General features: G+C 37.1%; 19 protein-coding genes and 1 pseudogene. 15 read left to right on the top strand and 5 right to left on the bottom strand.

Annotation, left to right across the window (positions count from 1 at the left end; translation table 11 throughout):
- Positions 1-2 precede the first annotated feature (2 nt).
- Both IPI65_12690 and IPI65_12685 read left to right on the top strand, forming a co-directional pair.
- Positions 3-431 carry a hypothetical protein gene (locus tag IPI65_12690; protein ID MBK7442371.1) on the top strand — a complete coding sequence of 143 codons (429 nt, stop codon included), beginning with the start codon at positions 3-5 and terminating at the stop codon, positions 429-431.
- Between the two features lie 106 nt (positions 432-537).
- Positions 538-2,013, top strand: a complete 1,476-nt coding sequence (locus tag IPI65_12685; GenBank protein MBK7442370.1) for a T9SS type A sorting domain-containing protein — start codon at positions 538-540, stop codon at positions 2,011-2,013.
- 2 nt (positions 2,014-2,015) lie between these two features.
- Here the strand turns inward: IPI65_12685 and IPI65_12680 are convergent, their stop codons facing one another.
- Together IPI65_12680 and IPI65_12675 are read right to left on the bottom strand one after the other, a co-directional pair.
- Entirely contained in the window at positions 2,016-3,353 is a 1,338-nt protein-coding gene (locus IPI65_12680) for a dihydroorotase (GenBank protein MBK7442369.1), read from the bottom strand.
- A gap of 16 nt (positions 3,354-3,369) precedes the next feature.
- Positions 3,370-4,461, bottom strand: a complete 1,092-nt coding sequence (locus IPI65_12675) for a PD40 domain-containing protein (protein ID MBK7442368.1) — start codon at positions 4,459-4,461, stop codon at positions 3,370-3,372.
- Positions 4,462-4,558: 97 nt separating this feature from the next.
- Here IPI65_12675 and IPI65_12670 point away from each other — a divergent pair, with 97 nt between their 5' ends.
- From IPI65_12670 to rplT, 5 genes are all read left to right on the top strand, one after another.
- Complete coding sequence (locus IPI65_12670) at positions 4,559-5,617, top strand: tetratricopeptide repeat protein (protein ID MBK7442367.1); 1,059 nt, start codon at positions 4,559-4,561, stop codon at positions 5,615-5,617.
- 3 nt (positions 5,618-5,620) lie between these two features.
- Positions 5,621-7,552: a threonine--tRNA ligase gene (gene thrS, locus IPI65_12665; protein MBK7442366.1), complete on the top strand. Its 1,932-nt coding sequence runs from the start codon at positions 5,621-5,623 to the stop codon at positions 7,550-7,552.
- Between the two features lie 12 nt (positions 7,553-7,564).
- The gene (locus tag IPI65_12660) at positions 7,565-8,140 is read left to right on the top strand and encodes a translation initiation factor IF-3 (protein MBK7442365.1); all 576 of its coding nucleotides are present in this window, start codon (positions 7,565-7,567) and stop codon (positions 8,138-8,140) included.
- Between the two features lie 115 nt (positions 8,141-8,255).
- Positions 8,256-8,450, top strand: a complete 195-nt coding sequence (rpmI, locus tag IPI65_12655) for a 50S ribosomal protein L35 (GenBank protein ID MBK7442364.1) — start codon at positions 8,256-8,258, stop codon at positions 8,448-8,450.
- Between the two features lie 14 nt (positions 8,451-8,464).
- Positions 8,465-8,809 (top strand): 50S ribosomal protein L20, encoded by a 345-nt coding sequence (gene rplT, locus IPI65_12650; GenBank protein MBK7442363.1) that lies wholly within the window; start codon positions 8,465-8,467, stop codon positions 8,807-8,809.
- 51 nt (positions 8,810-8,860) lie between these two features.
- Here the strand turns inward: rplT and IPI65_12645 are convergent, their stop codons facing one another.
- The gene (locus IPI65_12645) at positions 8,861-9,271 is read right to left on the bottom strand and encodes a YjbQ family protein (protein ID MBK7442362.1); all 411 of its coding nucleotides are present in this window, start codon (positions 9,269-9,271) and stop codon (positions 8,861-8,863) included.
- A 67-nt stretch (positions 9,272-9,338) separates the two neighbouring features.
- On the opposite strand from IPI65_12645, the gene IPI65_12640 reads away from it, so the two are divergent.
- The 4 genes from IPI65_12640 (at position 9,339) to IPI65_12625 (ending at position 13,778) form a co-directional block, all read left to right on the top strand.
- On the top strand, positions 9,339-11,150 hold the full coding sequence (locus tag IPI65_12640; protein ID MBK7442361.1) for an ATP-binding cassette domain-containing protein: 1,812 nt from the start codon (positions 9,339-9,341) through the stop codon (positions 11,148-11,150).
- Between the two features lie 58 nt (positions 11,151-11,208).
- Positions 11,209-11,451 (top strand): GlsB/YeaQ/YmgE family stress response membrane protein, encoded by a 243-nt coding sequence (locus IPI65_12635; protein ID MBK7442360.1) that lies wholly within the window; start codon positions 11,209-11,211, stop codon positions 11,449-11,451.
- A 749-nt stretch (positions 11,452-12,200) separates the two neighbouring features.
- Entirely contained in the window at positions 12,201-12,407 is a 207-nt protein-coding gene (locus IPI65_12630) for a hypothetical protein (protein MBK7442359.1), read from the top strand.
- Between the two features lie 3 nt (positions 12,408-12,410).
- Complete coding sequence (locus IPI65_12625) at positions 12,411-13,778, top strand: T9SS type A sorting domain-containing protein (GenBank protein ID MBK7442358.1); 1,368 nt, start codon at positions 12,411-12,413, stop codon at positions 13,776-13,778.
- Between the two features lie 300 nt (positions 13,779-14,078).
- On the opposite strand, the gene IPI65_12620 is transcribed toward IPI65_12625, so the two are convergent.
- A complete protein-coding gene (locus IPI65_12620) occupies positions 14,079-16,376 on the bottom strand; it encodes a TonB-dependent receptor (GenBank protein MBK7442357.1) in 2,298 nt (765 codons plus the stop codon).
- A gap of 49 nt (positions 16,377-16,425) precedes the next feature.
- Positions 16,426-17,790: a M20/M25/M40 family metallo-hydrolase gene (locus IPI65_12615; protein MBK7442356.1), complete on the bottom strand. Its 1,365-nt coding sequence runs from the start codon at positions 17,788-17,790 to the stop codon at positions 16,426-16,428.
- A 203-nt stretch (positions 17,791-17,993) separates the two neighbouring features.
- On the opposite strand from IPI65_12615, the gene IPI65_12610 reads away from it, so the two are divergent.
- The 4 genes and pseudogenes from IPI65_12610 to IPI65_12595 all read left to right on the top strand — a co-directional run bounded on the left by IPI65_12610 (position 17,994) and on the right by IPI65_12595 (position 22,226).
- On the top strand, positions 17,994-19,034 hold the full coding sequence (locus tag IPI65_12610) for an aldo/keto reductase (protein MBK7442355.1): 1,041 nt from the start codon (positions 17,994-17,996) through the stop codon (positions 19,032-19,034).
- A gap of 5 nt (positions 19,035-19,039) precedes the next feature.
- Positions 19,040-20,133, top strand: a pseudogene (locus IPI65_12605) (VWA domain-containing protein).
- A 23-nt stretch (positions 20,134-20,156) separates the two neighbouring features.
- Positions 20,157-21,689, top strand: coding sequence for a magnesium chelatase (locus IPI65_12600; protein ID MBK7442354.1), 1,533 nt, complete (start codon positions 20,157-20,159; stop codon positions 21,687-21,689).
- 147 nt (positions 21,690-21,836) lie between these two features.
- Positions 21,837-22,226 carry a T9SS type A sorting domain-containing protein gene (locus IPI65_12595; GenBank protein MBK7442353.1) on the top strand — a complete coding sequence of 130 codons (390 nt, stop codon included), beginning with the start codon at positions 21,837-21,839 and terminating at the stop codon, positions 22,224-22,226.
- Positions 22,227-22,245: the final 19 nt, after the last annotated feature.

The following is a 22,245-nucleotide window of genomic DNA, read 5'->3' as shown; positions in this document are numbered from 1 at the left end:
CCATGGAACCAATAAAAATTACATCCCTTGCAGAATTGCAACAGGAAAAATTGCGTTTAAGAGGATTGGTTAAAGAAAAAGAACAAGATCTTAAACAACATTATAATACAATTAGCGGACAGGTTGCCCCGGCATTAAATTTATTTAATACATTAACCGGCAATAAACTATTTAAGTCTGCCTTAGGCAGCGGAACCGACAACAGTGGCTGGTTAAACACAACGCTCAAATTAGTAACTGCCGTTTCTGCAGGCGGATTTTTATTTAAACGCAGCAAAAAAAATCTGTTTAAAACAGTATTGGCTTATGCCATGGATCAGGGTGTGAAATATCTGCAGGAAAAAGACATCAGCGAACATATAGAACGCATTAAAGAATGGCTGAATAAAAGTGGGGATGTTGAGGAGGAGGAAGAAAAAGGTGAGGAATAATTGCAACTAAAGGTTGGTAATGCTAATCGTCAAAATTGTGTAATAAATTTACCCTGCATGCTATCCTAATAAAAAATCGGATAACTTTAATTGAGATACCGTAAATATGAAACACGTTTACTTAATTATACTGCTATTAGCCGCAACGCACATTCAAGCTCAAAATTTCGAACCCGTACGTGAAGGTGCAACACATTATTATAATGCTACAGATATTTCAGGAATTCCTTCTACAGAAATTATTAGCATTAAATTAGATTCTACCATTGTTGTGGCCGGACAACCTACCTTTTATTGCAATCCAATACTACGTTTTACAACCGGACTCGATGTATGTTTATTACCCGCTTTTTTAGGTTCTAAATATGTTACTTTAGGTCCGGGCAATTATTGTATCCTTAAAACAGAAAACCCGGTTTTGAGTTCCGACAGCCTTTTTTTATTTACAAATTCATCAATTGGGGCAGAATGGATTTTTAATAAACAAGCAGAAAATGCACTCTGGTGGGCACATGTTGATGATAAAACTTTAGAGCCGGTTTTAGGTGCTGCAGATTCTGTTTTAACTTTTTCAATTTATTTAAAAGATAGCGATAATGTTATTATAAGTCATGACCTGAATGGTTATCAATTTAAACTCTCAAAAACTTATGGTTTAATCCAATCAACCGATTTATTTACATTTCCCGAAAGCACTGCAATTACCAATCTTGTCGGAACATCGTTACCATATGCAGGTGTTTTTATTCCTAATACAGACAGCATATTCAATTTTGAAATAAATGATGAATTTCATTATGATTATGTAGTTACTGATCATTTTTATTATAGCCATGCACTAATTACGTTTAAATTAACAGATAAGTCTATTTTTGGTGATACACTGCAATTAACTTGGCTTGAAAATTCTTATGAAACAAAGCAAAACTACATGTCGTTTGACACCACCTATATTTCGGATTCAACAATAATAAGCAAAATTCCAATGTCCGTTTATTTAGGATTGAACACGCCACAACTTATACCGCAAGAAGATAATTTTACAGAGTATGGCGCATCAGTATTTCATACAACACAATTTAACCCGGATTTTGGATATACGCATAAAGTAAATTATGATTATGATTTTACTGAAAGTGAAAATTGCACTGAATATCTAAATATGAGTGTTCAAAGTTATGAGATTTATGCTGCTCATGTTGGTTTATATCAATCTTATGGAACCAATGGCCTTGAAGCTGAATATGATTATCAACTGGTTTATTATAAAAATAAATATGGGACATGGGGCGAGCCTTTAACAGTTCCAACTGCAACTCAGGAATTTACCAATCAGGATATACAATTAGTAAACACGCTGGTAGAAAATAATTTATTTATTCAGGTTACAAATAATATTCAACAGGCTACGATTACTATTTATGATGTTACCGGAAAAAAAGTATTGGAAGAAAATAATATCAATTTATTATCAGGAGAAACCGCAATACCTGTCGGCTATTTGTCTTCCGGTACATATTATCTTTGTATCAGACATTACAATGGAGTTGAAAATGTGCAGTTTGTGAAAACAAGGCATTGATATCACCCTCTCACAAATTCCAAACGTTTGCCATTTACATTATCATAACAAACGCCATCTTTAAAGGCTAGATTTCCATTAACAAAAGTATGTTCAACCAAACCTTTAAATGTATATCCTTCTAAAGGACTCCAGCCACATTTGTATTTTAATGATTCCGGCGTTACAGTATGCAGTTTATTGATATCCATTAAATACATATCTGCAAAATAGCCCTCTCTGATAAATCCACGTTCTTTAATCTGAAAACAGGTAGCCACATTATGACTCATTTTTTCAGCAATTTGTGGTAGTGTTATTTGCCCTTTGTGATAAAAATCGAGCATTATTTGTAAACTATGCTGCACCATTGGCGCACCACCCGGACATTTAATATATTTATTCGCCTTTTCTTCCAGTGTATGCGGAGCATGGTCGGTAGCAATTACGTCGAGTGTGCCGTTGAGTAATGCTTTTAACAATTCCGGCTTGTGGCGTTTATCTTTTACTGCAGGATTCCATTTAATGCGCGCACCGAGTTTTGCATAATCATCTGCATCAAAAAATAAATGATGCACGCAAACTTCTGCAGTAATACGCTTTTCGTTTAATGGCATTGCATTACTAAATAAAGCAATTTCTTCAGCAGTGCTGATATGTAAAATGTGTAAACGTGTATTACATTTTTTTGCCAGTTCAACAGCAAATGATGAAGATAAATAACAAGCTGCTTCATTACGAATTATGGGATGTTGTTCCACAGGAATATCTTCACCAAATTCCTCTTTTGCTAATTCCAGGTTGCGCAAAATGGTAGCTTCATCTTCACAGTGTGTAGCAATTAATACCGGTGCATTGCTAAAAATATATTCTAAGGTTGAACGATTATCCACCAGCATATTACCGGTAGATGAACCCATAAATATTTTAATCCCGCAAACATTATCCGGATTGGTTTTTAATACTTCCTCCGCATTATCATTGCTCACACCCATATAAAATGAATAATTCGCAATAGATTTTTCTGATGCGAGTTGATATCGCTGTGCTAATAATTCTTGTGTGAGCGAAGGTGGTTGCACATTAGGCATATCCATAAATGAAGTAACGCCACCTGCAACACATGCGCGACTTTCGGTATATAAATCAGCTTTATGTGTTAAACCCGGTTCTCTGAAATGCACCTGATCGTCAATAATACCAGGCATTAAAAATTTTCCTTCACCATTAATTTCTGCAACATTTCCGGGTTCAGAAATGGATGATGCAATTTTCAAAATACGCTCCTCACCGATCAGTACATCTCCCGAAATAATTTTTCCATCACTGACTACTTGCGTATTTTTTATAATTGTTTTCATCACTTTATTTTAGGTATTATTCAACCCAATCGGCAATAAATAAATTGGTATCCCTTGTGCCGCCGGAATTTCTGTTACTGGCAAAAATTAATTTCTTTCCATCATAACTAAACATTGGGAACGAATCAAAAACGGTGTCAAAAGTAATTTGCTCCAATCCTGTTCCGTCGAGGTTAATCATAAATAAATTAAATGGAACACGTTTGGTGGTATGGTTACTCGAAAAAATAATTTTATTTCCGGAAGGATGAAAAAACGGAGCCCAGTTTGCGCCACCTAATGTCGTGATTTGACGCAGGTCGCTGCCATCTGCCATACAAGTAAATAATTCCATTGCTGTTGGTTTAACAAAATGTTCTTTAAGCAATGTTTTATACGTTGTAATTTCTTCCTGTGTTTTTGGGCGACTGGCACGGAAAACAATACGGTTGCCATCCGGCGAAAAAAATGCGCCACCATCATATCCCAGCTCGTTGGTAATTTGTTTTAAATCGGTACCATCCAAATTCATTGTCCATAATTCTAAATCACCACTTCTGTTGCTGGTAAATAAAATTTTATCTCCCTTAGGAGAAACAACAGCTTCCGCATCATAAAAATCATTATCCGTTAATTGTTGAACAATATTCCCGTTTAAATCAGCAACATAAATTTCATAACTTGGATAAACACCCCATAAATAACCTTTACTTCTATCCGGATCGGCAATACAAGTATCTACTTTTGCATGTGTTGAAGCAAAAATAACCTTGTCATTTCCGGGTAAAAAATAGGAACAGGTAGTTCTGCCTTTTCCCGTACTTAATAATTTATATTCAAATCGTGAATCATCTGTTGGAATAGTCCCGTAATAAATTTGGTCGCAGGGAACATCCTTATTATCGCGACGCTGAAAAACAATCATTTTGCTGTCGAAACTAAAATAAGCCTCTGCATTATCGCCTCCAAAAGTAAGTTGGTGCAGGTTTTTAAGATGTTTTTCCTGAGGATACGTGATGGTATCAATTACTGCAATTTCTTCTTCAACAGGTTTTTCTTGTTTGGCTCCCTGTTTACAACCTGAAACAGCCACAATCAAAAATGCTGTTGAAATTAAAAAACGATTCATTGTAATCATATTTTGGTAAATCTGCGGCAAAATTAAGTACATCATATCATTTAGCCGAATTGTACATCGTTAAATGTGACTAAAACCGTAAATTTGCATGATGATTTCCAAAAAATGGTTAATCGGTGGAATTGGCGCTATGCTTTTGGTAGCGGGAGGACTCCTATTGTCTAAATCCAACCTGATTGGCAACAGGGGTCAAAATAAAAATGATGCCGATACACTGGAAATGATAGAGCAATTAACACCACAAATTGCTGATTTATCGAGCCAGATTAAAGGAAATCCCCAAAATGCAGGTTTATTTTATGCGCGTGCAAACGAATATTTCGAATATGGCAATATGAAATTTGCATTGGAAGATTACAAAAAAGCCTATCGTTTAGATTCGCTGAATGCCACACACGCATTAGGTTTGAGCGATTGTTTATTTGAACTCAACAACGCCGATGGTGCAATTGGCGTATTGCAGGATTATTTAAAAAATGACCCAAACAATCTTGATATTTTAATCAATTTAGGTATCGATTATCTCTATTTACCCAAACCACAGTATCAAAAAGCCGGTGAAACTTTCAATCAGGTTTTAAAAATTGATGTTCAAAACAGTGAAGCCTATTTTTACAAAGGCATCATTTATAAAGAAACCGGTGATACTGCAAATTCGATTTCCAATTTTCAGACCGCCGTGGAAGCGGACCCCGATTATTATGAAGCATTTATGCAGTTAGGTTTATTATACGGCGCACAAAACAATGATATTGCCATTAAATATTTTGATAATGCCATTGCACTTGACCCTACCAATAATGAAGCACATTATGCGAAGGCTAAGTATTATCAGGACAGAGGCCGGTTGAGTGAAGCAATTAATTATTACAAAAAAATAATTGTTGCTGACCCTCAGGATGCTAATGCCATTTATAACCTGGCTACCATTTATTTCGGCATCGATTCTATTCAACAGGCTTATCGATTTTACGACCTTGCCATTAAGCAGGCTCCCGCTAAAGCAATGGGGTATTATGGTAAGGGAATGTGTGCTGAAGAATTAAAAAATACGGAAGAAGCTATATCGTTATACAATCAGGCATTAAATTTAGACCCTGATTTAAAAGTAGCAGAAGAGCGATTATTAATATTAAATGATAAATAACAGATGATTAAGATTACATTTCCTGACGGGAATTTTCGTGAGTATCAGGAAGGCGTTACTTCAATGGAAGTAGCTAAGTCGATCAGTGAAGGATTGGCAAGAAAAATTTTAAGTGCTGAAGTGAATGGAGAAGTTTGGGACCTCAGCAGACCAATAACAAGTGATGCATCTATAAAACTGCTCACGTGGGATGATCCTAAAGGAAAATCTACGTTTTGGCATTCGAGTGCACACCTTATGGCAGAAGCATTAGAAGCCTTATATCCGGGCGTAAAACTGGGTATTGGCCCGGCTATTGACCATGGTTTTTATTATGATATCGATTTAGGCGGTCGCGTGTTAACAGCAGAAGATTTGCATAAAATTGAAGATAAAATGAAAGAACTGGCGAAAAAAAATTCCGTTTTCACCAGAAAAGCAGTTTCAAAAGCTGATGCCTTACAATATTTTACAGAAAAAGGTGACGAATATAAACTGGAATTAATCAACGACCTGGAAGATGGCAGCATCACTTTTTATTCGCAGGGCAATTTCGTGGATTTATGTCGCGGACCGCATATTCCGGAAACCGGTGTAATTAAGGCAATTAAATTGTTAAACATCGCAGGTGCCTACTGGCGGGGAGATGAAAAAAATAAAATGCTTACCCGTTTATATGGTATCACATTTCCAAAACAGGCCGAGCTGGATGAATACGTTACAATGCTTGAAGAAGCAAAAAAACGCGATCACCGCAAACTGGGGAAAGAACTGGAAATTTACACCACCGATGATGCTGTTGGTCAGGGTTTGATTTTGTGGATGCCAAATGGCGCTGCTATTATCGAACAATTGGAAAAACTGGCTAAAAAGAAAGAAGAACAGGCAGGGTATGTGCGCGTAAAAACACCGCATATTGCTAAAGAAGATTTGTATTTAACCAGCGGACATTTGCCGTATTATGCAGATAGTATGTATCCTCCAATGGAAATGGAAGGGGTAAAATATTATCTCAAAGCCATGAACTGTCCGCATCACCATAAAATTTTCAGTGCTGTTCCAAGAAGTTATCGCGATTTGCCTTTGCGTTTTGCAGAATATGGCATGTGTTACCGTTATGAAGAAAGTGGCGCGTTATTTGGATTGATGCGTGTGCGCGGATTAAACATGAATGATGCACATATTTATTGCACTGAAGAGCAGTTTGAAAGTGAGTTTAAGGCAGTAAATGATATGTATCTGAATTATTTCCGTGTTTTTGGAATTGATAAATATATAATGCGTTTTTCAACTCATGAGCCAAAAAAACTGGGGCAGAAATATCTCGACAATCCGGAATTATGGAAAAAAACCGAAGATATGGTGCGCAGAGTAATGGATGATGCTGGAATTCCCTATATAGAAGTTCCTGATGAAGCCGCGTTTTACGGACCAAAAATCGATATTCAGATTTATTCCGCAATTGGCAGGGAGTTTACATTGGCAACCAATCAGGTTGACTTTGGACAACCTTTGCGATTTGGTTTAACATATACCGACCGTGATAATCAGCCGAAAATGCCGCTGGTTATACATCGTGCGCCATTAGGAACACATGAGCGCTTTATCGGATTTTTACTGGAACACTATGCCGGAAATTTCCCGGTTTGGCTTGCTCCGGTGCAGGTTGCCATATTGCCGATCAGCGATAAATACAACGATTATTGCGAAGAGGTGATAAAAGTTTTAAAAAATCACGAAATTCGCACTTACTTCGATACCCGCAGTGAAAAAATCGGCCGTAAAATCAGAGATGCCGAGGTTAAAAAGATTCCATTAATGCTTATTATTGGTGAGCAGGAAATGAATAACAAAACCTTATCGTTGCGTAAACATGGGGAAGGCGACAAAGGCAGCGTGACTGCTGAGGAGCTGGCTCAAATGATTAACGAAGAAATTAAAACCATTTTTCAATAAAATTTATACCGTTTGCAAAATCAAAGAAGACCTTACAATCCTTATTTTAAAAGGAACGACGAAAGAAGTCAGTACAAAATCGGAAGAGATATCCGCCACCCGAAAGTGCGGGTAGTTGGAGAAAACATTGAATCCGGCATTTTCACTATTCAGGAAGCTATTAAAATGGCAGAAGATTTAGAGATGGAGTTAGTCGAAATTTCGCCTAATGCCGATCCACCTGTTTGCCGTATCGTAGATTTCCAGAAATTCGTTTACGAAAAAAAGAAAAAAGAAAAAGAGCTCAAGGCCAAAACGAAAAAGCAGGAGATGAAAGAAATCCGCTTTACGCCACATACCGATGAGCATGATTTCGAATTTAAATCAAAACACGCCGAAAACTTCCTCAAAGAAGGCAATAAAGTGCGTGCTTATGTTATGTTTAAAGGCCGTGCCATTGCATTTAAAGGCCAGGGCGAAGTGCTGTTACTCAAATTTGCACAACGTTTAGAAGAGGTGGGTGTGCCTGATCAACTCCCTAAAATGGAGGGAAAAAGGATGTTTATCACCCTTATGCCTAAAACTTCCGGTGTCAAAAAGCCGGTTTAACAATAAAAAATCATATTCCGGACTATAACTTTTAGTCCGGAACTTTGAACTTTCCAATACTTCTCCTATCTTTGCGCTCCCGAAGTTTCGGGGAAACCAATAAAACAGAGCAATTATGCCGAAGATGAAGACCAACAGTAGCGCAAAAAAGCGCTTCAAGGTAACCGGTAGCGGTAAAGTAAAACGTAATAAAGCTTTCAAACGCCATATCCTCACTAAAAAGAGTAAAACGCGTAAAAATCGCTTAGGTCACGCAGGTTTAGTTCATCCTGCTGATTCCGATAACATTAAAAGATTATTAGCAATCTGATAAATTTGTAAATTATGCCAAGGTCAGTACCTAAAGTTGCCTCGAGGGCACGCAGAAAAAAAATGTTGAAACTTGCGAAAGGCTATTGGGGCCGTCGTAAGAACGTCTTAACCGTTGCAAAAAATGCCGTTGATAAAGCGCTTGGATATGCATACGTTGGTAGAAAAGACAAGAAATCACAATACCGTCAAATCTGGATTGTGCGTATTAATGCAGCCGTTCGCCCACATGGTATGAACTATAGCACTTTTATGCATAAACTGAAAGAAAAGAATATTGACATCAACCGTAAGGTTTTAGCGGATTTAGCTGCTAACAATCCTGCTGCTTTTGATGCCATTGTGAATCAGGTAAAATAAATCCTGCTCAACAAATCATTTAAATCCTCTGCTTAGGCAGGGGATTTTTTTTTAGCTATAAATGCTCACCACCAGGTTACGGTTTCCGCCCCTGTTTCTGAACTCACATAAATAAATTCCCTGCCAGGTGCCCAAATGTAATTTATGATTGGTAATAGGAATCGTAACCGAACTTCCTGCCATTACCGATTTAATATGTGCAGGCATATCATCATCACCTTCCATATCATGTTTGTAATAAGGCATACCCTCAGGAACAAGTTTGTTAAATACAGTTTCAAAATCCATTAATACCGTTGGATCCGCATTTTCATTTATACAAATTCCTGCAGAAGTATGTAAAATAAAAATGTGTAGGATACCTGTTTCCGGTAAATTGCCACATGCTGCTAAAACCTGGTGATCAATTAAATGAAAACCACGGCTAAAGGCAGGTAAGGTGATATTAATCTGTTTAACCATCTTACTGCAAAATTATTACAACTTTCAACCGTCTGTACCTGTTTAATGGATAATTTTACAACTTGTTATGGCAGAAAGAAGAAACAAGTACAATCCGGTTGAACCGGAAGATAAAAAACGCATTACCAAAGAAAGTCTGAAAGTTGCCGTAAAAATTTTACGCTTCCTCAAACCCTATAAAACACCATTCATAATTGGCTCGGTATTTTTATTGTTATCCAGCCTCACTACAATGACCTTCCCTTACTTTATGGGGAAACTCATCGACTCTGCTAAAAATGCGAATAATTTGTCGTGGATGAATAATACCAATACCATGGCACTCATTTTAATCGGTATTTTATTGTTGCAATCGGTTATGTCTTTTTTCAGAGTGTATTTATTTGCAACAGCATCAGAAAGGGCTATGGCAGATGTACGGATGTCGTTTTTCGATAAAATGCTCACCCTCGGTTTACCTTTTTACGAACAACGCAGGGTTGGAGAATTAACCAGTCGCTCCGCAAATGATGTTGACCAGTTACAAGATATGCTCAGTGCAACGTTACCGGAATTTATTCGTCAACTGGTGACGATTGTATTCGGAATTTCATTTATATTTTTTATTTCAACACCACTTACTTTATTAATGATTTCCACTTTTCCGGTTTTGGTAATCATGGCTGTATTTTATGGAAAATTTATCCGCAAAATTTCGAAAGACCGTCAGGATGCATTAGCAAATTCAAATGTTGTTGTTGAAGAAACATTACAAAATATCAATACCGTAAAATCATTCACCAACGAAAATTATGAATCAAAACGTTATCGTACATTTATGCACCGCGTTGTTGAAACCGGTGTAAAAGGTGCTGTTAACAGGGGCGGATTTACTACCTTTTTAATTTTAGGTTTATTCGGGGGATTTGTTTTAGTAATTTGGTATGGCACTACTTTATTAAAACAAGGTGCCATTTTAGAAGGTGAATTATTCAGCTTCGTTTTATATACCGGATTTATTGGTGGAGCCGTTGGTGGTTTAGGCGATTTATATGGACGTTTACAAAAAACGGTTGGTGCTTCAGAACGTATTTTTGATATTTTAGAAGAAGAAGGTGAATTCGATTTAACTAAAACACCGGAAACTAAAATTAAACTCACCGGCGACATTCAATTAGAAAATATAAAATTTTCATATCCAACCAGAAAAGATATCACTGTATTAAATGGCATCAGTATTCATATTAATCATGGCGATAAAATAGCGCTGGCGGGATATAGTGGTTCAGGAAAATCAACCATTGCGCAATTAATTATGCAAATGTACTCGCCCGACAGCGGTACCATTTATTTTGATGGCAAACCGGGAAATACTTTTGAAAGAAGACAACTCCGCTATAATATGGCAGTAGTGCCACAGGAAGTTTTATTATTCGGCGGTACCATTAAAGAAAACATTGCCTATGGTAAACCTAATGCGACAAATGAAGAAATAATTGAAGCGGCAAAAAAAGCAAATGCATGGCAATTTATAGCGCAGTTTCCGGAACAACTCGAAACGGTTGTAGGTGAACGTGGCGTAAAATTATCCGGCGGTCAGCGACAGCGAATAGCGATTGCCAGGGCAATTTTAAAAGACCCTGCGATTTTAATTTTAGATGAAGCCACCAGTTCGCTCGACTCAGAAAGTGAAAAATTAGTGCAGGATGCGCTGGAAATTTTGATGGAAAACCGCACAACAATCATTATCGCGCATCGTTTATCTACCATCAGAAATGTAGATACCATTTTTGTATTAAATAATGGTTCAATTGTTGAGACCGGTAATTTTGATGCATTATCTAAAGTAGAAAATGGTGTATTTAATAATTTATTAAAATTACAATTTCAGGAAAATTGATAATCAACTCCCACCAATTCGAACACAATAATTAAATTTAGCATACAATCATACTACTATGAATTTTTTATATTTTATCCTGATAGGTGCACTTGCCGGATGGGCTGGTGGCAAATTAACCAAGGGCGAAAGTTTCGGATTATTGGGCAATATTATTGTAGGTATTGTCGGAGGCGTGTTAGGCGGCTGGATTTTTAATCAGCTCGGCATCATGAAAGAAAATTTATTCTACAGCCTCGCTGCTGCTGTTGTTGGTTCGGTTGTTTTTTTGTTGCTGATTGGGTTGTTTAAACGGAAGTGACTAATGTACCAATGTGGGAATGTACCAATTAAACAGCCGGAAATTAATGTGCTAATGTGTCCGCCGCGGCGGATGCTAATTAAACAGCCTTTAATGTACCAAATTTAACAGCCGAAACCACTGAGAAACACAGAGGAAATACACACAAAGAACGCAGAGGATTTGGTTGTGTTAATTTGATAATTATTTTAATTGAAATTTAATACTATGAAGTTCAATTGCGGGTAAAATTCTCTGTGCACTTTGCGTGTATTTTTTTTGTGAACTCTATGGTTAAAAAAAACAATGCACCAATAATCAAATCCCAATTTTTTTCAATAAAATTGACCCATTAATAAAAATCCAGCTCTGTAAGAGCGAAAGATTGGTAGAAAAAAACATCATCACGAATACACCAAGCTCTGTAAGAGCGAAAGAATGGTAAAAAACCTTCCAACAAGAATAATCTAAGCTCTGTAAGAGCGAAAGAATGGTTCTGTGAATGAACTCGCTACAACCAATGTCAATTAATACCCAAAAATGCGCCGCCATCGAAAAACCCCCATTAGCTTCCACCCCAGCGGACGCTCCGCGAATTTGCTTATCGGCTAATTGGTTAATTGGCCAATTTACTAATTTTTATTAACTTAACCGTTGCAAAGGAAAAACTGATTATTTATTAACCACATCTCATGCAATTAATTTGAAAAAACTATTTCCATTTATTTGTTCACTGTGTTTGTTGCAATGTTTATTTTCACAACCTTACATTGCGTGGCAAACATGTTTTACTACAAATAGATATTGATTATTTTTCAGATGCAATAAAAACATCTAAAAATCAAATTGCCTGCACAGCAAAATTTGGGGGTACTGATGGGTTTATGTCGGGTCAGGATAGCATGCCATACCCCGGAACTTTGATGTTATTTGATTCTACCGCCAATTTGCTATGGCTAAAAATTATGGAGGTATAGAATTTGATGGAGGTTTTTAAACTCAACAATTTTTATGCTGTTAAAGAAACGCAACATCAAAATTTTATAATAGGCGGTGCAACAACGGCTAAAGATGGTGATTTTCCTGAAGGCCATGGTTTGTATGATTTCGCTATTTTATTAGTGGATTCTGTTGGTAATAAAATTTGGAGTAAAGCTATTGGTGGCACGGGCGAAGAAGTGTTTGAGACAGTTTTACCAACTCTTGATGGCGGGTTTATTGCAACAGGAAGAACATTTTCTTCTAATGGTGATATTCCTTTCCATTATGGTGATGGATTTTCTTCCGATGCCATCGTATTTAAATTAGATAGCGACGGTAATTTGCTTTGGCTGAAAGTTTTGGGTGGTACCGGAAATGAAGGCGGAATTGCAAACATAGCAGAAATTAGTCGGGGATATTACTATTTTCATATCAGTACCAATTCAAACGACAATGACCTGAGTATTTCACCAATTATTGGCGAAAAACGGTGGTTCATTAAAATGGATAGTGTTGGCAATATTGTAAACCAAAATATTATGTCAGCAGTTACTGATTTAAAGAAAGGTTCAGGAGAATCGTTTATTAATGTAAATAATCAGTTTGTTTATGCAGGAACAGGAAACGCTGAATCCGTATTATACCCAACAGCCCCTGAACATGCCAGTAACGAAGGAGCTATTGCAATTTTTGATACTCTTTTACAAATTATAGAATTTAAACAATGGGGAGGTACAGGTGCTGATGTTTTTAAAAAAATTGTTGCTGACGCAAATGGAGATTATTATGTATTAGGTTACAGTTACTCCACTGATTACGATTTACCCGGTAATTATAATAATGGTGAATCAAACGATTTTTGGCTGGCAAAAATCGATAAAGACTTAAATTTAATTTGGAGTAGAAATTTTGGCGGTAGTCAACCAAATGGTGATTTAGGTGGGGGTGCTTTTATTGGCAATTTAGTTACCATAAATAATAAGGTATATTGCTTTATGAGTATGGCGTTACCGGAAACCGTTCCCGATTTTGATATCACCTGTGGCAATCCAGAACTATTTAATTATTTCGATGCCTGGTTGGTTGCATTTGAATTACCAAATGATATTCCGGTAGTTCAGTCAACAACAAAAATCAACATCTACCCTAACCCAAACTCAGGTAATTTTAATATCAATTCTGATATGCTCAAACAGGGTTGTTTAATGCAAATTTTTTCAATAGATGGAAAACAGATTTACCGGAATACAATACCTGCAACCAACAATCCTTATTATTTTAACCAATCCATACTTACTAAAGGCTGCTACATTATTCAACTAAATAATGCTTATGAAACAGCCTATGGAACAATAATTGTCGACTAAGTTTCCTTCATCGAGGATACATGTTAAACAGCCGCACAAAGCACCAATAATCAAATCAAATTTTTTTGAAAAAAATTGACCCACTAAAAAAAATCCAGCTCTGTAAGAGCGAAAGATTGGTAGAAAAACCGTCAAACAAGAATAATCTAAGCTCTGTAAGAGCGAAAGAATGGTTCTGTGAATGCACTCGCTACTACCAATGCCAATTAATACACAAAAATGCGCCGCCATCGAAAAACCCCCATTAGCTAATTTGCTAATCGGCTAATTTGCTAATTATCTACTCGGCTAACTAGCTAATCAAAAATCAATCTTATACTGAAACGTAAAACTCCTCGGCGGGTCATACTTTGCCGGTCGCAGTGCGTACATATTGTTAAAGGCGTTTTTTACCAGCAATTGTAAACGCATATTTTCTTTTACATGATAACCCACTCTGAAATCTGCAATCCAGTCGCCATCGAGATGCTGTTCGCGGTATTCGTTGATGCCGGGAATAAATGAAATATAAATAGCATCCAGATTTTCCATCAAACTAAAATAACTGATATCCGTTCCAAACGACCAACGATTTATTTCATAATTAATATCCATTTTCAACATGTGACGAAAACGATATTTCAGAACTTTATTTAAAAATGCAGTGTCGGTACTTTTAGCTGTAAATCCATCAATAAAATTTTGCATAAAATTACCAACATCCAGGTTTGATGAATCACCGGAAATATCTGCAGGATAAATATAATTATATCCACCCAGCCAATTTAATTTTCCTTTACCCAACACTGCTTCTCCCCCAACGGTAAATTCTATACCACCAATTCTTGCGCGACTGGTATTTAATGATTTAAATCCTGCACCTTCGTCGGGATAAAAATTAAATGTAAACTCAGTCATTTCATAGTAATCGGTTACATAAAAAGCAATGTCTGCATAACCTTTAAATAAATCGGCATCAATAGCACGTTTAATTCCGAATTCCGCATTCCAACCATATTCGGGCAATAAATCAGGATTAGGGAAAATAAATAATGAACCTAAATTAGACTTCGCAAATTTTTCTACCAAACTCGGAAAACGATATCCTTGCCCAAACGATAATCGCAAGTTAGTTAAGCGCCCCGCTTTATAATTTAATCCCCCTTTAAAAATAGGCACCGCCGAACCAGCCGCAGTATCTATTTGATAAAATTCTTCTCGCACCCCGACATTTAAAATCAATCGCTCAAATAATTTTTTATCTGCCTGCACATATAATCCCGCCGAAACACCTGAATGTATACCCAAATCATGATCATCTACATCAAAATAATATCCCTGCATGCCTGCAGTTAAAATTACATCGTGATTAAATTCACGGTGAAACTGGTAATCCAGATTAATTAAATAAGCATTACCATCAGTTGAATCAGAATAATCTACATCATTATTATAAAAACGCATTTTAAAATGATGTTCATTTTTATGCCTGTCGTAATAATTTAACCATGGATCAATACTCACCCATTTAAATTGCCAGTTCAACAAGGTAGTTGTACTCGTATCTAAATATCCCTGAAACGGTAAAAATCCACTGGTATCATAATCTTCCCATAAAAAGAAAATCCCTTCCCTATCGCTCATTACATTTCCATTTACACCCCAGTATAATCGGTCGTTATTTTCAGGATGAAATCTGGTTTTCCAATTTAATCGCGCACGATCAGAATATTGTCCCAATAAATGCGAATTATTTTGAGAAATATGTCCACCCAAAACCAAATCCATTTTATCAAACTTTTGGCGGTGACTGAAGTTAATTCCGGTATTGGTTGGAGCATGATCCCACCATGCAGCTTCCTCTAGCGATGGTTTATCGATAATACCATGATAAACGGTAATATTACTTTCAGGTTGCTCTTTAGGCCACGCAGTTCTCACCGCAATTACACCATTTAATGCACTGCTGCCATATAATACTGAGGATGCACCTTTTATTATTTCAATCTGCTCCACATTTTCCATCGGAACAAAATTCCATTTCGCATCACCGCGGTCGGCAGCTAACATAATCTGATCATCTACAACAAGCATAATTCTACTTCCTGCACCATAAGTAAATCCGGTGCCACCACGAATATTCGCTTGTTCATCCATCATATAAACACCGGGTGCTTTTGTAATGGCATCCGATAAATTCGTAGAATTGGTAGCGGAAATTAAATCCGATTTTATTACTTCAATACTTTGTGTTTCTTCCGATAACTTTTTTGCATATAAACTGCCACTTACCACTACCACATCTAAAGCAGCAAAGGCAGAAGTAAGTGTAACATTTAAAACAACGGATTTACCATTTTCAACAGTAATGTCAAATTGTTCTTTTTCATATCCGATAAATGTAAAATTTATTTCATGCGCACCGGATTCCAATACTAAATTATATTTACCATTAACATCGGAAATAGTACCTACATTATTTTCTGCAATTATTGTTACCCCGGGCAGTGGTTGTTTTGTCTGATTATCAATTATTACACCCGTTACACTTTGGCCAAATACCGTATTTGAAAAAAATACGACATTAATAAAAATAATTAAGCGGGTAATAACTTTCATATATGTATGCCTAACTTAAAGGTAAAATTAAATAACACAAACGTCAAAACTATTGCACGCCATATTCGCTCAGCCACCAACACAACATCCCCATTACCGATGCACCCATATGTAATTCGCGTTTATTCACTTTATCGAATGTATCATTTTCGGTATGATGTAAATCCATATAACGCTGTGAATCGGGCGATAAGCCAAATAATTTAGTGCCCGCATCTTCCAGTGGACCGATATCTGTTCCACCATGGCCTACCTCAAATTTATACGCGCCATAAAACGACATTAATGCTACCAGTTCATCAAATTTAGGATGAGATAAAAAGGTAGTGTCTACATTAAATCCTCTTGGAGAAAATCCACCGGCATCACTTTCGAGTGCTGCGATATGTTTTTCTTTGGATGTATTTTTTGCATATGCCCCATAAGTTTTTCCACCCATATTTCCATTTTCTTCATTCATATAAAAAATACAACGGATGGTGCGTTTAGGTTGTAAATTAATTGCTTTTAATGTGCGTAATACTTCCAAACTTTGTGTACATCCTGCGCCATCGTCATGCGCACCTTCTCCAACATCCCAACTATCGAGGTGACCACCCACTACAATAATTTCGTCGGGGAATTGAGTGCCGGTAATTTGTGCAATTACATTATATGATTTCACAGAATCCAGCATCTGACAATGCATAATCATTTTAAATTTTAAACCGGCATCTTTAATTAATGCATCGTGTAAAAAATCGGCATCTACTGCACTTAATGCTGCGCATGGAATTTTTTTAACACCATCGGCAAAACCGGTGCTTCCGGTATGTGCAAAATCGTCGTGCGCTGAACCAACACTGCGAATGATAACTGCTTTAGCTCCTAATTTACTTGCTTCACTTGCACCGCGCCAACGATAAGGACCTGCCTCACCATAACCATCAAACGAGTTAACTACATTTTGCGGAAAAATATGATTATAAAAAACAATTTTACCTTTTACTTTTTCTGCACCTAATGCTTTTAATTCTTCAAAATCGGACACTTCAATTACCTGTTCAGTGATACCATCAATAGGTGTTGCAATACTGCCACCAAGTGCGAGCATATTTACCTGACCATGATTTATTATTTCACCGTATTCTTTTGCACCACGCACCCAATGCGGCACCATTACTTCCTGTAACCAAACAGAATCGAAATCATATTCCTGCATTAAGGCATAACTCCAGCGCACTGCCATATCGGCCTGTGGTGAACCTGCCAAGCGGTGCCCGATATTTTTACACAAATCGTGTAAATTATCATAAGCCTCGCCATGTAACATTGTTTCATCAAAAATGCTGCGGAAAACTGCTTCGTCCGACTGTTGTGCATGTAAAAGTGCAGATGCTGAAATTAAACATGCTGTTAAAAATTGTTTAACCATTCCGGTAAATTTGAATTTTGCACTAAAATAATGAACCTATTCAGTTCATTTCAGTTTTAATAGAACAATTTTGTTAGCAACGTAATACACACTTAATATTAATACTGAACTAAAACACATGGCTTTTACTTTTACAACCGATGTGTAATTACATTTTACCCGCAAATCAGCAAAACCTTAACTTTAACCTTTAACTTTCAAATATGAAATATAAACTTTTAGGAAAAAGCGGATTACGTGTTTCAGAAATTTGTCTCGGCACCATGACTTTTGGCGAAGAATGGGGCTGGGGTGCAAATTATGAAGAAAGCCGCAAGCAGTTTTTCGGATTTTTAGAGGCCGGCGGAAATTTTATAGATACCGCAAACCGCTACACAGAAGGCACTTCCGAACGTTTTTTGGGCGACATGATAACAGAAAGTGGCCGTCGTGAAGATATCGTTTTAGCAACAAAATATGCCTTAGTTACCCATGAACGTGGGTTAAATCTTGCAGGCAATCATCGCAAAAATATGATTCAAAGTGTAGAAGGCAGCCTCAAAAGGTTAAAAACCGATTATATTGATGTGCTTTATCTCCATGCATGGGATTTTACTACTTATAGCGAAGAAGTTTTACGCGGCTTAAACGATTTAATACATCAGGGCAAAGTATTTTATATAGCCATATCCGACACACCTGCCTGGATTGTTTCCCGAGCCAACACCATTGCCGAATTACGCGGATGGAATGCATTTATTGGCTTGCAGATTGAGTATTCACTGATTCAACGCAGCGTTGAGCGCGACTTGATACCAATGGCAAATGCTATGGACATGGGCATTATAGCCTGGGCACCTATTGCAGGTGGTGCATTAACCGGAAAATATCTGAACCAAAATGAGGATGCTAAAAGGTTGCAGCCAAATAGTGTGCGATTAAATGAGAAAAACCGCATTATCGCTCAGGAAGTGGTAAATATTGCCGCTGAAACAGGATTTTCAGCAGCACAAATTGCTATTCGCTGGGTTATGCAGCAACATCAGCAAATTATACCAATTGTGGGTGCAAGAAATATTCAACAGCTCAACGACAGCCTTGGTGCTGCGAATATTGAATTAAGCAGTGCGCATCTGGAGCGGTTAGATGCTGTTAGTAAAATAGAATTAGGGTTTCCCCACGACTTTTTAAAAGGTGACGGTGTGCGCGATATTTTATTTGGCGGAAAATTAGGTGAACTGGAAATCCATCGTAAAGGTTATTAATCAATATGCTGGGAAATCGATTTTCAAAATTTGAGGAAAAGCCGCAATCCATATTCGATACCTTATTCGAATTGTTGCAGGAATTATTGGTATATACCAGTGGTGATGTTACCGAAGCACTCGATTGGTTAAATCAGCTCGACAGGCAATATCAAATAACAACTCCTGAATATGGTATGGGCGATTTTATTCAGGAATTAAAAGACCGCGGATTTTTAAAGGAAGATGATCCTGAAAGTGGTGTGATGCAAATTACCGCTAAAATGGAACAGTCCATCCGCAAAAATTCACTGGACCAGATTTTCGGTAAATTAAAAAAATCGCCACAGGGAAAACACAAAACTTCTCATACCGGAACCGGTGATGAAAATTCAACTGATAACCGCAGTTTTAGTTTTGGAGATGCACATGAACAAATTGATTATAATGAGTCGCTGAAAAACGCATATATCAATCACGGCATCCAGGATTTTAGTATGGATGAAAATGATTTGGTTGTGGTAGAAAGGAATTTAAAGCACAAACTTCTACCGTGTTGATGATTGATATTTCCCATTCCATGATTTTATACGGTGAGGACAGAATTACCCCTGCTAAAAAAGTGGCAATGGCATTAAGTGAATTAATTAAAACAAAATATCCAAAAGATACTTTAGATGTTATTGTTTTTGGAAATGATGCCTGGCAAATTGAAATAAAAGATATTCCATATTTACAGGTTGGCCCTTATCATACCAACACCGTTGCCGGATTAGAACTCGCAATGGATTTATTGCGCAGGAGAAAAAATCCGAATAAACAAATATTTATGATTACAGACGGGAAGCCAACCTGTATTGTGCGTAATGGAAAATATTATAAAAACAGTTTTGGGTTAGATAGAATTATAGTGAATAAAACATTAAATCTTGCCGCCCATTGCCGTAAACTCGGTATTAAAATTACCACCTTCATGATTGCCCGAGATAGCTATTTACAGCAGTTTGTAGAGGAATTTACACAAACAAATCAGGGCAAAGCTTTTTATACTTCATTAAAAGGTTTGGGCGATTATATTTTTGAGGATTACGAACGCAACAGAAGAAGAAACGTACGATAATAAAATTTTTAGCTGATACAATTATGCAAATTAAATCAATAAACACATTTGGTGAATTAAAAAAATCCGGTTATAAAAGTTTAACCGTGAAAGAAGAATTAAGAAAAAATCTTATCGCAAAATTGCGTTCGGGTGAACAATTTTTTGAAGGTATACATGGCTTTGAACATACTGTAATTCCCGATTTGGAACGCGCAATTTTATCGCGACACAATATCATTTTATTGGGTTTACGCGGTCAGGCAAAAACACGTATTGCACGATTATTAACTTCTTTGCTCGACGAATATATTCCTGTTGTTGCAGGCAGCGATTTAAATGATGACCCATTAAATCCTTTATCTTTTTATGCAAAAAATTTGCTGCAGGAAAAAGGTGATGATACACCAATCACCTGGTTACATCGCGATATGCGTTACACCGAAAAACTCGCAACACCTGATGTGAGTATTGCCGATTTAATTGGTGATGTTGACCCGATAAAAGCAGCGAATTTAAAATTAAATTATAACGATGAACGGGTAATTCACTTTGGTTTAATTCCGCGTTCACACAGATGCATTTTTGTAATTAACGAACTACCCGATTTGCAGGCAAGAATTCAAGTAGCATTATTTAATATTTTGCAGGAAGGTGATATTCAGATTCGCGGATTTAAAATTCGTTTACCGCTCGATATTCAATTTGTGTTTACAGCAAACCCTGAAGATTATACCAATCGTGGTTCAATTGTAACACCTTTAAAAGACCGAATTGAAAGTCAGATTTTAACGCATTATCCGAAAGATGTTGCCATTTCAAAAATTATCACTCATCAGGAAGCAAATATTAATGCTGAACAATCAGATCGTGTGCAGTTAAATGAACTGGCAAAAGATATGATTGAACAAATTGCATTTGAAGCGAGAAAAAGTGAATTTGTGGATCAGAAAAGTGGTGTAAGTGCACGTATGACGATTACGGCATTAGAAAATCTTGTTTCCGGTGCCGAACGTCGCAGTATTAAAAGCAAGGATGAAAAAACATTTATTCGGGTAAGTGATTTCTGGAGTGTAATTCCATCTATTACCGGGAAAATTGAGTTGGTTTATGAAGGTGAGCAGGAAGGCCCTTATATCGTTGCCATTAATCTGATTGGCAAGGCTGTTCGCTCCCAATTCACCCAATATTTCCCAGCTCCTGAAAAGGCTAAAAAGCCCATGGGCAAAAAAGCCGAGCAGGCCGACCCTAAGCGCAATAATATGTATCAGGAGATTATCGACTGGTTCAATGAAGGAAATACGGTTGACCTGCTGAACGAAAGTAGCAATGCCGAATACCGCAAAAGCCTCGAAAAAGTGCCGGGATTGAAGAAACTGGTTCAAAAAGCCTACCCTAAAGTATCGGCCGATGAGCAGTATTTCCTGATGGAGTTCGTTTTACATGGTTTGGCCGAATACTCACTGCTAAGTAAGCATTTGTTACAAACCGGCATGCAGTTTACAGACCTGTTTTCAAGCATGTTTAGCGAAAATCCGCTGGCTGGTTTGGAAGAGGAAGATGACTATACCATCTAGGTTTGAAACTTTTTTGGCGATTTTACGTAGTAACACACAATTCAGGCATGTTAAAATGTTAAAGCCGGTTAAAACAGGATATTAACATTTTAATGAATTTGAAATACCAAAAACAATACTATATCTTTACCATTAGCAAAAAAGCCTATGCGTAAACTCTACACATTACTACTGGTCTCTGCGATAACCACAAGCCTCTACGCCAACAACGGCGCAGACAGCCTGTCCAGTGAAGCGTGTGTTGCCGATCCTGCTGAAACCGTGGTATTCTCCATGGGTTTTGAATCAGGTGAAGGCACAGTTAGCATTTTCCCAAACCCGGTTAAAAGTTTCGCTACTATCAGCTTTACCTACGAAAATGTCGACAAAATCAGCATTTTGAATATTGTAGGCCGCGAAATCAAAACCGTAACACCTGAAGCCGGCAAGCAGGAAATTAAAGTGAGTCTGGTTGATTTACAGCCTGGTGTCTACTTTTTAGCTGCTTACTACCAGGGAAATACGCTCATTACCAAAAAATTTCTGAAAGAAGAATAAACGAATTTCTACAATAAAA

This window comes from Bacteroidota bacterium (assembly GCA_016706255.1).
Lineage (GTDB): Bacteria > Bacteroidota > Bacteroidia > Chitinophagales > BACL12 > UBA7236.
The sequence above is the reverse complement of the archived record's forward strand: the minus strand, read 5'-3'. Positions and strand labels throughout refer to the sequence as shown.